We start from the raw sequence: 14,619 nt of genomic DNA on the forward strand, positions 1-14,619 counted from the left end.
ATCAGGCATGCTCTTGAAGACAACGAGCAGGTCAAATTGTCCGGTTTCGGCAATTTCGACCTTCGGGACAAACGCCAGCGGCCTGGCCGCAACCCGAAAACGGGGGAAGAAATCCCGATCACGGCTCGCCGTGTGGTCACCTTTCGTCCAGGGCAGAAGTTGAAGGCCCGAGTTGAGGCTTATGCTGGAACCAAGTCATAACGACGAACTACCCGTCATCCCGGGCAAACGCTACTTCACCATTGGTGAAGTCAGCGAGTTGTGTGCCGTAAAGCCACACGTGCTGCGCTACTGGGAGCAGGAGTTTCCTCAGCTCAACCCCGTCAAACGCCGCGGGAACCGCCGGTATTATCAGCGCCAGGACGTGCTGATGATCCGGCAGATCCGCGCGCTCCTTTACGATCAGGGTTTCACCATCGGCGGCGCACGTCTGCGTCTGTCCGGCGACGAAGCCAAAGACGATACCACCCAGTACAAACAGATGATTCGGCAGATGATTGCCGAATTGGAAGATGTCCTGGTGGTGCTCAAGAAATAAAAAGCGGCGTTTGAATACTTCCAGTTTTCAAACGCTTGCGATATATTCTTGAGCGCTCTTCGAGGTGAAGAGCGAGATGCAACATCAGTCGGGGCGTAGCGCAGTCCGGTAGCGCACTAGCATGGGGTGCTAGGGGTCGAGTGTTCGAATCACTCCGTCCCGACCATATAATTCAAAGGGTTGCGAGATTTTATCTCGCAACCCTTTTTTATTTGTCCGCGTTTTTACCCCCACAAAACGGCTGGCTCTGAGTGGATTTTTCGGATGTGTTACCAATATCGGATTTTGTCCTAGGGGCTTTTGGCAGGCGGATTGCTCTGGTCTACCTAGCGGCCATTCGATGATGGGATGAGAAATCAGTAACGACCAAAGGCACATTACGGCTCTCACTAGAAGAGCTATCATCCCGCCATCAGCTCAAGAGGGGCTCCCTGGCCGGCCAAATCCGGCACTCCCTTGGGCATAACGACAAGGATGGTTGCGCATGGACGACATCGTTCAGCCCCTCACGCCCCAAGAAGAAGTCCAGCCTAAAGAAGTAAAAATCCTTGCCACCTTGGTGGCGAAGCTGAACCTTGCAGATTTCCAAAACGCCATCCCTGTGATACGCGAGCTTCGCATCTCGAACGAGACGAGTGATCGTTTCGTCAATGCGACTCTTACCCTTCGCTCGGCGCCCGAGGTATTTAAGTCCAAGATCTGGCGGATTGACGAGATCGCTGCAGATAGCTTCCGGGTCATACCTGGGCTTGATCTTGTTCTGGATGGCCCGTTGTTGAATCGCTTGACAGAAGCGGAGATGTCGACCTTTACCTTCGTTCTTGAAGCCGATGACAAGGAGGCGGAAAGCGGTCGCAAGGAAGTTGCTCGGCTTGAACAGGTCGTAGACCTTTTGCCCAGAAACCAGTGGGGCGGATTGCGGCATATACCAGATATGACTGCGGCTTTTGTTCAGCCGAATGATGCGGCGGTTGAGCGGTTGCTCAAACAGGCGGCCGAGTTGCTTCGTCTTAGCGATAAGCCATCCGCACTTGATGGATATGAGGGTGGCCCCAAAAGAGCTTGGCAGTTGGCGTCGGCAGTGTGGGGTGCGGTGGCGCGCATGAAGCTCGACTATGCGTTGCCACCGGCAAGCTTCGAACAATCCGGACAGAAGATTCGTAGCCCCAGTCAGATTGCGGACTCCGGGTTGGCTACTTGTCTCGACCTGACTCTGCTTTTCTGCGCGGCATTGGAGCAGATCGGTCTTAACCCTGTGATCGTATTCACCCATGGTCATGCTTTTGCTGGTTTGTGGCTTAAGCCCGAAGAGTTTACGACTGCCCTGGTGGATGATGTCACAGCAGTACGTAAGCGGGTGAAGCTTCAGGAACTCGTGCTGTTCGAGACTACCCTCATTACTCACAACTCAATACCGCCATTCTCTTATGCGGTAGAGATGGGCACGAAACAGGTCGCCGAAGACGCTGAAAGTGTTTTCGAGATGCTGCTGGATATCCGCCGCGCCCGTCTGCAACGTATCAAGCCACTCGCCAGCTCAGAGGCTCAGATCGCGCGTGTTGCCGTTACTGAATCTGACGAAGCCCCATCGCTTCTGGTGGAGGAGGGGATCGGCATCGCCGATGACAACATTGAGGTGCAGGTTGAGGATCTCTCCAAGCTCGATCCAGCAGATCGCCTCGGCCGTTGGCAGCGTAAGCTTTTGGATCTGTCGCTTCGAAATAACTTACTCAATTTCAAAATGGGTAAGCGTGCGCTGAAGCTTGAATCTCCTGATCCTGGTGCGCTCGAGGACATTCTTGCAAGTGAACAGTCTCTGAAGTTGCTTACCAGGCCTGACCTGATGGATGGTGCAGATCCGCGTGAGCGCGCACTCTATGAGCAGCGTGAGCGAGAAGATGTTCGCCGTCGTCATGCTGAAGATGCTCTTAAGCGCAGGGAAATATTCGTTGCGCTGACGTCCGCCGAAATGGATGTCCGGTTAACTGAGTTGTATCGAAGCGCTCGTACTGCTTTGCAGGAAGGTGGTTCCAACACTCTGTTCCTGGCCATCGGTTTTCTTAGCTGGACGCGTGAGGATAGGGCGGGGCAGAAGTACAAAGCGCCGCTGGTGTTGGTACCAGTTACGTTGGAACGTAAGAGCGCCCGCTCCGGATTCACCATGGTGCTGCACGATGATGAGCCTCGTTTTAACCCGACTCTGATCGAGATGCTGCGTCAAGACTTTGAGTTGGGCTTGGGTTCGCTGGAGCAGGAGCTGCCTCGGGACGACTCCGGTCTGGATATCGCAGGTATTTGGAACAAGGTTGGTCATGCGATCAAGGACATCGCTGGTTGGGAGCTGAACGAGGACGTTGTACTCTCGATGTTCTCGTTTGCTAAGTATCTCATGTGGAAGGATCTTGCCGAGAATGCAGAGCACCTTCGACAGAGTCCAGTAGTCCAGCACCTTCTGGATACGCCACGCGATTCGTTCATCTCCGATACCCCGTTTCCGGAGGCTGAGTCTCTGGACCGTGATTACGGCCCAACTGATGTGTTCTGCCCACTGCCATCTGATTCATCTCAGCTTGCGGCTGTGATGGCAGCAGCCAAGGGCAAAGACTTCGTTCTCATCGGCCCACCCGGCACGGGTAAAAGCCAAACGATTTCCAACATGATTGCCCAGTCGATCGCTCAAGGGCGCCGGGTTCTGTTCGTATCTGAGAAAATTGCTGCCCTGGACGTCGTGTACCGGCGCTTGCGTGAAATCGGTCTGGGTGAGTTCTGCCTTGAACTTCACTCCAGCAAAGCTCGGAAAACGGATGTCCTTGCTCAGTTGCAGTCGGCTTGGGAGGCGAAAGGGCAGGTAGACGCTGCCGCATGGGAGGTGGAAGCGCAGCGGCTCGCTTCCCTGCGTGACAGCCTCAATATTTATGTCGAGCGTCTGCATCGCCGGCACCGCAACGGCTACACCATCTACGATGCCATCGGGACGGTGACGTCTGGTGTTGATGAGGCAGTAGCTTCACTTGGTTGGCCATCTCCGGAAACGCATGATCAGAAGGCCATGCTTGAGCTTCGAGAGCTGGGCGACCGCCTTGAAGTGAACGCACAAGCTGTGGGCTACAGTCAGTTGGCAGGCAACGCTTTGTCCGCGGTAGGCCAAGCAGAGTGGTCGCCTCATTGGCAACAACAACTCGTGCAGGCTGCTCGTGACGTGCTTCCCGCAGTGCTTGAGGTCCAGCGAGCTGCTGATCGCTTTGTTGAGCTGTCCGGGCTTCCTGTTACGCAGTACACCCCTACAGCGCTTGAAGGGCTATCGATCCTTTCTCAAGCACTTCCGGCTGCCGCTGGGCATGATTGGCGTTTCGCATTGCGACCTGATGCTCGCTCAATTGCTCAGCGTCTGAGTGACGGTTGTACCGGGATCGAGCAGCACCGTGACATCAACTCTAGGCTCTCAACTTTCTGGCCGTCTCGTGTTGCTGCTGATGCTAAACAAGGCATTGATCTGCTGCAGCAACGCCGCGCAACTTTCGCAGAACTGGGCCAAGCCTGGCCACAAAGTGTCTGCGACGTCCTTGGGCAAGCTGTCACATTACTGGATCAGATAGACGACCTTAAGCAGCAGCTAACCGCGTCCTACAGTGACGCCATTGAAGCGCTTGATACCGAGCTCCTGCTGCGCGAGTGGAAAGATGCGGAGGAGTCTTTCTGGCCTAAGTCTTGGCTTGGAAAACGCCGAATCGCTGGGCTACTGGCTCCGATGCAGACTTCAACAGGTGAAGTCGACAATGGTAAGGATCTCGCTACTTGGGTAGAGATTCGGTCGGTGCGTCGAGCAGTCGATGAGCTGGAGCCAGGTCATGAGTGTGTCGCTGTTTGGCAAGGTGCTAAATCCGAAGCAACGCATCTCGCGACAGCAATCAAACTGCAAGAGGTCATTAGGCTTCAGAAAAATAACTCCGTCTGGATCGATGATGGCTTCCAGTTGGTTGAGCAAGGCCAGCTTGGTGATGAGTTGAAGGAGGAACTCCGCCGGCTGCGTGCGCTTACTCGTCTCGATGCTGGGTTAGATGAGCTGGTTGAGCTCGGCTCAGCAACTAGCTCTCTCTGGAGCGGTTTGAACACTGATATTGATGTGCTGACAGCAGCGCTGTGCTTCCAGGCTGAACGACGTGATATCGAAGAATGCGGCCGGCTTGTCGACGACCATCCTCATGTAGAGGAGGGGCGTTGTGGCTCGTTGTTCAAAGCTGATTTTGAGCTGCTCAAGAAAAGAGCAGCAATTGAACGAGAGTTGGTGGATCTGGCTGATCTGCGAGAAATTGCCCCTGCCTGGAATAGCTTGAAAACGAAGGTTGATGTTGCACGTAGGGCGGTAGCATTCCAGGGGGAGATGGCTACCGCGGTGGCGAAGCTAGCACTTAATCCTGAGCAGGTCGCGGCCTATAAAGCACCACTTCAAACTTTGCTGGGGGATGGTAACGCACTGCTTGAGCCGGAAGCTGCTATAGCTATTGCCGGAGTTACCCTTCGCGAAAAGCTCGAATTGCTCCAGGAGCGAGCAGCGCACCTGACTGCCGTCGGTCATTTTACCGAAATGGGCGTCATCGAAATTGCCCATCTTGCACTAATCGATATCAAGAAAAACTGCGAAACGGTTGTCTCGTCTGAATCGCGCCTCAAGGCATGGTGCGCTTGGCGGAAGGTTCGCGATGAAGCCTACGCTGTCGGACTGGCTCCGATTGTTCAAGCGATGGAAACAGGAGCCATTACCTCTGGAAAAGTCCGTCGTGTATTGGAAGTGAATTATGCCCGCTGGTGGCTGAACACGACGGTGGACAACGAGGAGGTGATCCGGACGTTCGTCAGCGTTGAGCACGAACAGCGCATTCGTGATTTCCGGGCTTTGGATGACAAGTTCACCGAGCTGACCAAGGACTGGCTCCGAGCTCGGCTGTGTTCCGACCTACCAAGCCAAGACAGCGTAAGTCGCTCTTCAGAATGGGGAGTCCTGCGCCATGAGATGGGCAAGAAGACTAAGCATATTCCATTGCGGGAGCTGATGAGTCGTGCGCCAGAAGCGCTAACCAAACTCACTCCATGCTTGCTCATGAGCCCTCTCTCCATTGCTCAGTATCTGCCGCCTGCCTCAACACCGTTCGATCTCGTAATCTTCGATGAGGCATCTCAAATACCTGTCTGGGATGCCATCGGGGCCATGGCCCGAGGGAAGCAGGTAGTGATGGTGGGCGACCCCAAACAGCTCCCTCCAACTTCCTTCTTTGACCGAGCTGAGTCGACCGCTGAAGATGAGGATGTAGAGGCTGATCTCGAGAGTATTCTGGACGAGTGCATCAGCGCCAACCTGCCGATGCGTAATCTGAACTGGCACTACCGCAGCCGCCACGAGAGTCTGATCGCCTTCTCGAATCAGCGTTACTACCAGTCGAAGCTGGTGACCTTCCCATCACCGTTTACGGCCGACAAGGCAGTACGGCTGTGCCCTATCCCTGGTGTATATGACAAGGGAGGGTCAAGAACCAACTTGATCGAAGCAAGATCGTTGGTTGCCGATCTGGTAGCTCGCCTACAGTCTCCGTTTTTCCGTGAAAGCAGGAGAACCGTGGGGGTCGTAACCTTCAACGGTGAGCAGCAGAAGCTCATCATGGACATGCTGGACGAGGCTTGCCGGAAAGACCCATCACTCGACGTGTATTTCGCTGAGTCCGAGCTGGAGCCAGTTTTCGTCAAGAACCTTGAGAGCGTTCAAGGTGATGAGCGAGACATCATCTACTTCTCAACCACGTACGGGAAAGATGCTGCTGGCGTGCTGTCGATGAACTTCGGTCCGATGAACCGCCCTGGTGGTGAGCGTCGACTGAATGTGGCTATCACCCGCGCTCGCCAGGAGCTTTTGGTGTTCTCGACCTTGCGACCAGAGCACATTGATTTGGCTCGTACGCAAGCGATTGGGGTGCGGGATCTCAAGCACTTCCTAGAGTTTGCAGAGCGTGGCCCGCGGGCTCTCGCAGAAGCTAACTTTGGCAGCGTGGGTGGTTTCGACAGCCCATTCGAAGAGGCGGTTGCAGCAGCCTTGGCCAAAAAGGGGTGGCAGATACATACCCAGATTGGCGTTTCTTCCTTTCGTGTAGACCTTGGGGTTGTTCACCCTGATGCTCCCGGGCGATTCCTTGCCGGTATTGAATGCGACGGTGCTACCTATCACCGCAGCGCGACTGCTCGAGATCGCGACAAGCTCCGTGAGTTTGTGCTGCGTGGACTTGGCTGGGAGATCGTTAGGATATGGTCGACGGACTGGTGGGTAGATGCAATTGGAACTGCTGAGAAGGTGCATCAGCGTCTGAATGAGCTCCTCGCTGAGTCTCGAGCCAAGCAAACTGTCATTGATGCTGCTCTGGAGGCAGAGCGACTGAAAATCGACGCGGCTATGGCTGAGGTCATTGAGGTAGTGGATCAGGTGGCTGTGGTCGCCGCAGCGGATGGTTTGGCCGAAGCCAATGATCCCTCAGGCGCTTTGCCTGAGTTGAAGTACGCCAAGGCGGCATCTCTCACGCCAGTCGAGGATGTCCTGGCTTTTGTTCGCCCCCTTGAACATTTGATTTATAAAGAAACCGACCTTCGTCAGGCGGTAGGGTTGGTCGATCCAGATCAGTTCTTTGACGCGAGTTACACAGAAACGTTGGAGCAGATGATTGCTCATGTGGTAGCGGAAGAGGGACCGGTTCTGGACACGGTGCTCGCAAGGCGCATTGCCCGTGCTCATGGCTGGGTACGAACCGGCTCACGGATACGTGATCGCGTTGACCAAATTGCCCGTGCTCGATTCCGCTTACATGAAGAGGAGCAGGCAGGAGTTTTTTTCTGGCCTACTCATATAGAGTCGGATGCCTGTGTCGTTTTCCGTAGGCCCGGCGACGAAGATTCCACGAGAGGGCTATCTGAAATCTGTCTGCCAGAACTGCGTGCTTTGGTTGACGAAATGGTGCAGCGGGGCCACGAAGGGGAGTCATTGATATACGCTGTTGCGAAGGAAGCTGGTGTAAGCAAGCTTGCTCATGCGGGACGTCAGCGAATTGAGAAGGCCATACGCCAAACGGCGGAGTAAACGAGAAACAAGGGGGTCATGAAGGTCCCCTTGCTTCTGGGTAACTGGTCGTGCCTTTGCTCTGAGAAGCGTGGAGTACAAATGCGCTATTTCTGGGTTAACTGATATTTCGGTTTCCAAATACTCAGGTGATTCAGGCAATGCCACGAGTTATGTTAATGTGCCATCATGTGAACGGTATGGAGAGTCGTGATGGGTTGGAAAGGGACTGTACGTTCGCTGCAAGCGTCTGCGCGGCGATCAGAGCGCAACGCTCATCGCCGTCAGCGTGAGCTTGAAAAGCGACAGAAAGAGTACGCAAAGATGGAAGCGCTGGAACAAGCAGCGTATGAAGTTGAGGTGTACGAAAATCACGTAGATATCCTCCTATCGATGCACAAGGAGTGTGCCGAGCCTGTGAAATGGAAGCGAATTCTCTCCAATCCTGAACCTAAACAGCCTCTCAAGATCGGTGCTCTTGAGCAAGAAGCTACGCATGCGGCCGCTACATATCACCCCAATTTCTGGGCTCGGCTTTTCAAGCTAGAGGCTCGTCAGCGCATGGCCCTGGAAGGAAAAATTGGCACCGCGCAGGCGGAAGACGAAAGGCAATATCAGGCTCAGCTTGATGAATGGAAAACTGCCCATACCGAGTGGGCGGAGGAGAGGGACATTGCGATCCGTATCCTTGATGGTGACCGTCAGGCCAAGCTAGATGCCATCGAAGCTTTCGAGTCGTTTGCAGAAATATCACACCTCGGCTCAGCTATTCAGATGATTGTTCATGAAGGTGGTGTCTTAGAAGCGAAAGTCGCTATTCATGGCTCCGACGTGATTCCGACCGAAATAAAATCTCTACTCAAAAGCGGCAAACTGTCGACCAAAGCTATGCCTGCTGGGCGGTTCAACGAACTTCATCAGGACTACGTGTGCAGTTGCGCCCTGCGAGTAGGTCGAGAGTTGTTGGCAATCCTGCCGGATGACCTGGTCATCGTCACCGCTCTGGACAATGTGCTCAACAGCTCGACAGGTCATATGGAGGAGCAGCCGATTCTGAGTGCTGCGTTCTCTAGACCAACTGTTGACGGACTTAACCTCGAAACCATCGATCCGTCTGATGCGATGAAGAATTTTGTCCATAACATGAGTTTCAAAAAGGGCGCTGGATTCTCGGCTGTTGCCGCCCTTGATGCTCAGCGCTTCGCCGTAGTCGTATAACTGAATCATCTCAGAATCCAGAGAATGACATGGCAAACATAAAAAAAATTGGCTTGTACACAGGCATATTGGGGGCTTTGGCATCAGTGGCGGCGCTCGTCCTGCCTACCCCGGCGGTTTCGCACAGCTCAAGCGGCAACAACAGTCCGGTCATTTCTGGCAATGGCAATAACGTCAACTATCAATCCGGCTTTCCCGATCTTGAAACGATAAGAGCCCAGCGTCCCAATATTAGTGATCAACAATACGCTGCAATTAAACCCGGCATGACTTATGAACAGGTGTTGGACATCGTCAAGATTCCCGGTAAGGAGGCTGCCAGTGGCGGCAACGTGCAGGTCTATACGTGGGGGACGGAGGTGTACGTATATATGGTGGTGACCTTGGTGGATGGCAAGGTTCAATCCAAGTCACATTGACGCGGTTTCAAGGTATTGCATCGCCCACCGGCGGGATGCGCATTAGAGAAAACTCAAGATTGAGAGTCAACGCTTAAGCCTGATTTTTCTCACTGGCTCCCGACCGTCATCACAAAGCCAATTTTGGTGCTCTAGAATGAGCGCTTGCTTAAGCCGGGAGAAGAGTTATGACTGTTCAGCTCAAGAAAGAACACCTGCAAACTGCTAAATATACCTACACTTGGAAACGCGACAACGGTGATGGTAGATACGCAGGCCCTAAAGATCGGTCGCGTGTCGACAAAGACGAGGGCTACGAGGTTCTGGAATTCATCGAGAACCTGATGAACAAGCACAGCAAGAAAACGCTGGGGGATGTTCATAATGCCGAGAACGCGCTCCATGCAAAAGAGCTGAGTGCCGTAGTAATGCGTGATGACCTGAACGCAAAGGTTAAAAAAGCGTTGGGCTGGTAACCTACTCGGCAACTCCTCAATGCCCGCCGGCTTGCCGGCGGGCATTTTGTTGGTTCGATGAAGGGATTGCATGACAAGGCGCAACGCATTTTTGAGAAGGCAGCAGGAGCGAGTGGAGACGAGCAGCCCCACCACCAGCGGTGATCGGGTTGGCACTGAATCTGTTCGTGAGAAAGCGGATTGGCTTTCTTTCGTAGAAAAGCTCTCGCAGATCGTTCTCGTGGTAGTAGCAGTTTTCGGCTATTTCTACACCGTGAAACCCATCTACCAAAAGGATCGGCTGGAAGAGCAGGTTGCTGAGTACGAGGGCATCCTGAAAGAGCAACGACCCAAGGTTGCCGCGCTGGAAACCCAACTCAAGACCCTGGCGGCTGAGCGAGACTTCGCCAAGGGTGAGCTGGAGGGCTTAGAGCGCAGTCTCAACGCTGCTCGCCAGGAGAAGAAGCAGCTCCAGAATCAAACGCGCTACATGGAGTACAAGTACTACACGGCGGAGGGGATGCCGGCCGTAACGGATAAGCAGGTGGCTGATGCTCAAGGTCGCGGAATAGAGGCGTCCTATCTATCAAGCATAAAAATGTTTTGCGGGCTTATCGGTATAAGGACTGAAGAATTCGGAAGTTTTCGCAGTTCAAAAGACATGCCTAAGGACGAATTCTACCCGTTCACCAAAAAGGAGATGGCTATTTGGAGTAGCGTCGGCGCTAAGCTAGTTGTCGATAGAGCTTTAAGTTGTGTTAAAGCGCAAAGTGCAAGTTATTCTAGGAAGTATGCAGATGACCCAGTCCACAAGATTTTAATCGCTGCGGCGGAGAAGGTCATTCTACAGAACATCAGCGAGCGTGCTACCAAGAACCCCTGGAGGCCAAAAGTTGAGCCTAAGGATATTATCGCTGAGCATCGTGGAGCGCTTGAAGGTTTCAAGCGTCGGAAGGCTGAAGAAGTGGCGAAAGCTGAGAAGGATTATGGCGGTTGGGAGAACGTGTGGGGAGATGCTCGGCGTACTATTGCCAAACAAAACTACGAAACGGCGATGAAAAACGCTGAAATCAAAGCCTGGAGTGACAGCTTTGGCGCTAATTATGCCGCAGAATCCAAAGCAAATGATTTTGCTCAGTCACTCAACAAGGCCTCTGCTGATCTAGTTCATGCCAGTATTTCAAACCAATAAGCCACGGGTTGACTCTCTCAAGCCGCCCTAGGTGCCATAGGCAGATCGAGAGTTCCCACTGCGCTGATAAAGTCCCTGGCAGACAACTCTGCAGCTTTGAAGATTCCGGTCGACCTTTTCTTGTGCATCGTCAAAATCACGCGAGCCAAATCGACATAATGATCGAGATTTTCTTTTGCTCGTTAGGATTGATCTGCTCATCAATGAGCGCCTGGGCCTGGTTGCGTGCCTTGTGGATGTCTGTCAGGGGGTTGCGCGGCCAGGAGCCACAGGCGTACTCTTTGTTTTGGTCGCCCCAGCGATACCGATAGAAAAAGCTGACTGATACACCGTCCTTACGCACTGAGATTCGACCGGAGAGATTGCCATCTTCCCTGAGGATGCGGCCGGCATCTTCAGCGGTCAGCGACTCGAACTCTTTGATGGTGATTTTGGCCATGAAATGTGTTCCCCCTACTTTTACCCCCACAAAAACGTCGGCTCTTGATGGACGTTCTTGGACACTCGTAGAGCAGAACACCGCTGGAGCTCAAGTAAATACTCGCTTGGAAAAATCCAGAGTGAAATTTTGGAAGCTTTCAAGAAGTATGAAAAAGGAGATGGGGTGCTCGGGGTCGAGTGTTCGAATCACTCCGTCCCGACCATATTTTTCAGTGATCTAGGCCAATGTCCAAAACATTGGCCTTTTTCATGCGCGTGAGATTTGCGGGGCTTTTCGATTTCCAATTTCTTCGGTTAAGCCTTCGGCATCTGCTCGCCATACGCACAAGCATTTGTGTTTCAATAAAAAAATTCACGAATGGAGTCGAATCATGGACAAGGCGTTCAAACAGCCAATGTTTGTTGTTGGGCTGCCACTTGCAATTTGCGGCTTAGTTTTCGGCCTTAATGGTCTTCTCGCTAGCGGAACTTTGGCTTACGTCGCGCCGGGGTTATTGATACCTGGCTTGGCATTCATGTTGATAGGTTGGTTGCAACGGAATAAGTGATTTGCCAAATGGATCTCGCAGTTGTATGAGATTTTCATGCCCACTCGTCGAGCAGATCGCACTCCGAGGCTGCGGATTTTCTCTCATTAATATGCGCAGCCCCTGCGCCACTGATGGGAGAGAATGATGATCGACGACAACAACGGCCCTGAAGCGCCATATCCGGGACCAGACGAACAAACACCTGATTCTGGCGAGGGTCATGATTCCGGCCTGGAGCAGGCTGATTCTGAGCCGAAGCAGGGCACCGACGAACGACCAGAGGACTGGAATCCGCCACCCGGCAATCCTGGCTCTGATCAGGACGCCCAGACGGGCCGAGATAATGGCGGCGCTAAGTAAGCCCGATCAATTGTAATAGTTCACGAGACCCGGCCATCGCGCCGGGTTTTTATTGCCGCCCAACCCTCTATCAACATCCCCGGGCTATCAACATCCCCGGGCGCAGACGGTTATTTGGGCTTGGGTGGGCGAAGCCGAGCGGCGCCGGCGGCTGGAAGCTTCGATCCAGGCGCCGGCAACAAGCATGTTCACTCTACGATGCAGATCCAGCGATGGTTGTATCGATAGGGTGCGCGGGTGAAATGGACGTCTGAGACCATTTTCATGCCTCGCTCTTGGAGCGCTTCGGTCAGTTGTACGAGTGTCTCTGCCTGGATAGTCATTGCTGTCACCTCGTCAGATTTACTGCGTTCATAATTCTTGACCGAGAGATCAGGCGGCTAATTCATTTTTTCTACAGTAGTCATTAGCGCCGCATAAGCAGGAACACAGCGTTACTTCGCGCCAACTACTTCACCCCATTCAAGTCCGAACCGCGCCAAGTACTTCCTCAAGCGATCGGCATCATTGGGTTGCGCCTTGGCCTGCCGGGAAATACCGAACAGCTGTCGACCGGCATCCGACAGGCTGTCCGCCTGCCGGCATACCTCTATAACCGCCTTCAGCTGTAAGCGATCGAACAGGTCCATGCTCTCGCTATCTCCCGGCAACTCAGTTGATACAGCAGTGGGTTGCGCCAAGCCCCACGCATATCGCAATCGTTCGATCTCATCATCGACCTGCGCTTCATCGATGCGCCCGCTGTCGGCCAAAGTCGCCATCCGCGTAATCGATGCGGACAGCTCGCGAAAGTTGCCCAGCCAGGCTGCTGCAGGTGAGCTGGCGAAGGCCAGGTAGCGTCGGCGTGCTTCGAGATTGAAGCGCACCCGTTCACCCTGTTCTCGAGCATGGCGTTCCAGTTCGAAGTCGATGTTCGGCTCGATGTCTTCGCGGCGCCCGGCGAGGCCGGGCAGGTCGAACGTCCATAGATTGATCCGAGCGTACAGGTCCTCGCGAAACGCGCCTTCGGCGACCCGGCTGCGCAGGTCGCGGTGGGTGCCAGCAATGATCAAAAAATCACTCTCGACTTCCTTGTCCGAGCCCAGCGGGAAGAAGCGTTTCTCTTCGATTGCTTTTAACAGCATCGCTTGTTCGTCTGCGCCGAGCTCACCGATTTCATCGAGAAACAACATGCCACCATCGGCGGCGCGCAGCAGGCCATCGCGAGAGTTCTGCGCGCCGGTGAAGGCGCCTTTGACGTGGCCGAACAAGGCCGACATCGCGCCGTCGCCACGCAAAGTGGCGCAGTTGACTTCGACAAAGCGTCCCTGCATCTGATGGCGATTGCGTTTGAGTTCGTAGATGCGCCGCGCCAGGAAGGATTTGCCGGCGCCGGTCGGGCCGATCAGCAGCATGGGGGCTTTGGAGCGCAGCGCAACGCGCTCGATCTGCTCAATGGAGCGGTTGAAGGCCAGGTTGCGCGTAGCGATGCCGGACTTGAGAAATTCCAGGCCTTCGAGACGTTTGCTGGCGAAGCGTGAAGCAATCCGATCATAGCGCGACAGATCGAGATCGATCAGCGCATGAGTGCCACAGGCGGGATCGTTTTCGTTCTTGCGCTTGGCGGGGGAGGTCTGAATCAGCCGGGCTGGCAGATAGCGCGCCTCGGTGAGCAGGAACCAGCAGATCTGTGCGACGTGGGTGCCGGTGGTGATGTGGACGAGGTAATCCTCGTGCTCGGTGTCAAAATTGTACGCAGTGGTGAAGTCGTGCAGGGCGCCGTACACCTCCTCGAAATCCCAAGGGTTGCGCAGCGACATTGGATGCAGGCGCACTTCGGTGCTCGGAGAAATCTGCTGGATGTCCGCTCGGACGCGCTCGGCGAGGCTGACGTCGCGCGCGTCGAGGCCGTGAATCAATTCAAGCCGATGGATAGGGAGACCTGTTTGTTGGCACAGACCTACGCTTGGTCGCCAATAATTCCAGCGGCTGGCACCTTTGCCGACACGATCCAGGGTGGCTCCGATAAATCCGATGGCGACCGTGCATTTGTTGGGCATGCTTATCTCATAAGATAAATGACGATATGCAATGATAATTTTGCTGGTTGGATTTGTCTTCCATAGATTACCGAGACTCGTCGCATCAGAGATAAAAGCTATTAAAATCAAAAACATAGAAGAAACAACCATAGCCGCATCCAAAGCTGGCACAGCGGCTGCAATGCTGATGGAAACGAACACGGACACCAAGATATGAAAGACCAAACCTACCAGCTTCTCGAAGTCGCCAACGGCAAACCCATCAAACTCTGGACCGAAGGTGTCCCGGTTGAAAACGAAGCCCGCGTACAGTTGATGAACACGGCAAAAATGCCGTTCATCTTCAAGCATCTGGCGGTGATGCCCGATGTGC

Annotated in this window: 10 protein-coding genes, 1 tRNA gene and 2 pseudogenes; 11 read left to right on the top strand and 2 right to left on the bottom strand. The window is 54.0% G+C overall.

Annotated features, from left to right (window positions below; translation table 11 throughout):
- From ihfA to OQK_RS28900, 8 genes are all read left to right on the top strand, one after another.
- Positions 1-201, top strand: a 201-nt coding sequence (gene ihfA, locus OQK_RS29475; RefSeq protein WP_081489879.1) for an integration host factor subunit alpha, incomplete at its 5' end; no start/stop codon positions are given.
- Complete coding sequence (locus tag OQK_RS20645; protein WP_003179985.1) at positions 182-538, top strand: MerR family transcriptional regulator; 357 nt, start codon at positions 182-184, stop codon at positions 536-538. The genes ihfA and OQK_RS20645, both read left to right, overlap by 20 nt.
- A gap of 89 nt (positions 539-627) precedes the next feature.
- Positions 628-704 (top strand) — tRNA-Pro (locus OQK_RS20650).
- 318 nt (positions 705-1,022) lie between these two features.
- Positions 1,023-7,652, top strand: a complete 6,630-nt coding sequence (locus OQK_RS20655; protein WP_016774050.1) for a DUF3320 domain-containing protein — start codon at positions 1,023-1,025, stop codon at positions 7,650-7,652.
- A gap of 303 nt (positions 7,653-7,955) precedes the next feature.
- Positions 7,956-8,849: a hypothetical protein gene (locus OQK_RS20660; RefSeq protein ID WP_223630236.1), complete on the top strand. Its 894-nt coding sequence runs from the start codon at positions 7,956-7,958 to the stop codon at positions 8,847-8,849.
- A 29-nt stretch (positions 8,850-8,878) separates the two neighbouring features.
- Complete coding sequence (locus tag OQK_RS20665) at positions 8,879-9,268, top strand: hypothetical protein (protein ID WP_016774052.1); 390 nt, start codon at positions 8,879-8,881, stop codon at positions 9,266-9,268.
- Between the two features lie 167 nt (positions 9,269-9,435).
- Positions 9,436-9,723 (top strand): hypothetical protein, encoded by a 288-nt coding sequence (locus tag OQK_RS20670; RefSeq protein ID WP_016774053.1) that lies wholly within the window; start codon positions 9,436-9,438, stop codon positions 9,721-9,723.
- A gap of 70 nt (positions 9,724-9,793) precedes the next feature.
- Positions 9,794-10,894: a hypothetical protein gene (locus tag OQK_RS28900; RefSeq protein WP_016774054.1), complete on the top strand. Its 1,101-nt coding sequence runs from the start codon at positions 9,794-9,796 to the stop codon at positions 10,892-10,894.
- 169 nt (positions 10,895-11,063) lie between these two features.
- Here the strand turns inward: OQK_RS28900 and OQK_RS20680 are convergent.
- A pseudogene (locus OQK_RS20680) lies at positions 11,064-11,333 on the bottom strand (integrase arm-type DNA-binding domain-containing protein); the annotation flags it as partial.
- A 373-nt stretch (positions 11,334-11,706) separates the two neighbouring features.
- Between OQK_RS20680 and OQK_RS30820 the strand changes: the two are divergent.
- Together OQK_RS30820 and OQK_RS29480 are read left to right on the top strand one after the other, a co-directional pair.
- Entirely contained in the window at positions 11,707-11,883 is a 177-nt protein-coding gene (locus OQK_RS30820) for a hypothetical protein (RefSeq protein WP_016774056.1), read from the top strand.
- A gap of 126 nt (positions 11,884-12,009) precedes the next feature.
- A complete protein-coding gene (locus tag OQK_RS29480; RefSeq protein ID WP_076567342.1) occupies positions 12,010-12,225 on the top strand; it encodes a hypothetical protein in 216 nt (71 codons plus the stop codon).
- Between the two features lie 434 nt (positions 12,226-12,659).
- On the opposite strand, the gene rtcR is transcribed toward OQK_RS29480, so the two are convergent.
- Complete coding sequence (rtcR, locus tag OQK_RS20685; RefSeq protein ID WP_016774058.1) at positions 12,660-14,264, bottom strand: RNA repair transcriptional activator RtcR; 1,605 nt, start codon at positions 14,262-14,264, stop codon at positions 12,660-12,662.
- Positions 14,265-14,459: 195 nt separating this feature from the next.
- Here rtcR and OQK_RS30120 point away from each other — a divergent pair.
- Positions 14,460-14,619: pseudogene (locus OQK_RS30120) on the top strand (RtcB family protein); the annotation flags it as partial.

Source organism: Pseudomonas sp. R62 (genome assembly GCF_000257605.1).
Lineage (GTDB): Bacteria > Pseudomonadota > Gammaproteobacteria > Pseudomonadales > Pseudomonadaceae > Aquipseudomonas > Aquipseudomonas atacamensis.

Bases quoted from the DNA above. Each gene is read 5' to 3' on its own strand.
- OQK_RS20665 (WP_016774052.1), top strand. From the start codon at position 8,879: ATGGCAAACATAAAAAAAATTGGCTTGTACACAGGCATATTGGGGGCT.
- OQK_RS20670 (WP_016774053.1), top strand. From the start codon at position 9,436: ATGACTGTTCAGCTCAAGAAAGAACACCTGCAAACTGCTAAATATACC.
- OQK_RS20655 (WP_016774050.1), top strand. From the start codon at position 1,023: ATGGACGACATCGTTCAGCCCCTCACGCCCCAAGAAGAAGTCCAGCCT.
- OQK_RS28900 (WP_016774054.1), top strand. From the start codon at position 9,794: ATGACAAGGCGCAACGCATTTTTGAGAAGGCAGCAGGAGCGAGTGGAG.
- OQK_RS30820 (WP_016774056.1), top strand. From the start codon at position 11,707: ATGGACAAGGCGTTCAAACAGCCAATGTTTGTTGTTGGGCTGCCACTT.
- OQK_RS20645 (WP_003179985.1), top strand. From the start codon at position 182: ATGCTGGAACCAAGTCATAACGACGAACTACCCGTCATCCCGGGCAAA.
- OQK_RS29480 (WP_076567342.1), top strand. From the start codon at position 12,010: ATGATCGACGACAACAACGGCCCTGAAGCGCCATATCCGGGACCAGAC.
- rtcR (WP_016774058.1), bottom strand. From the start codon at position 14,264: ATGCCCAACAAATGCACGGTCGCCATCGGATTTATCGGAGCCACCCTG.
- OQK_RS20660 (WP_223630236.1), top strand. From the start codon at position 7,956: ATGGAAGCGCTGGAACAAGCAGCGTATGAAGTTGAGGTGTACGAAAAT.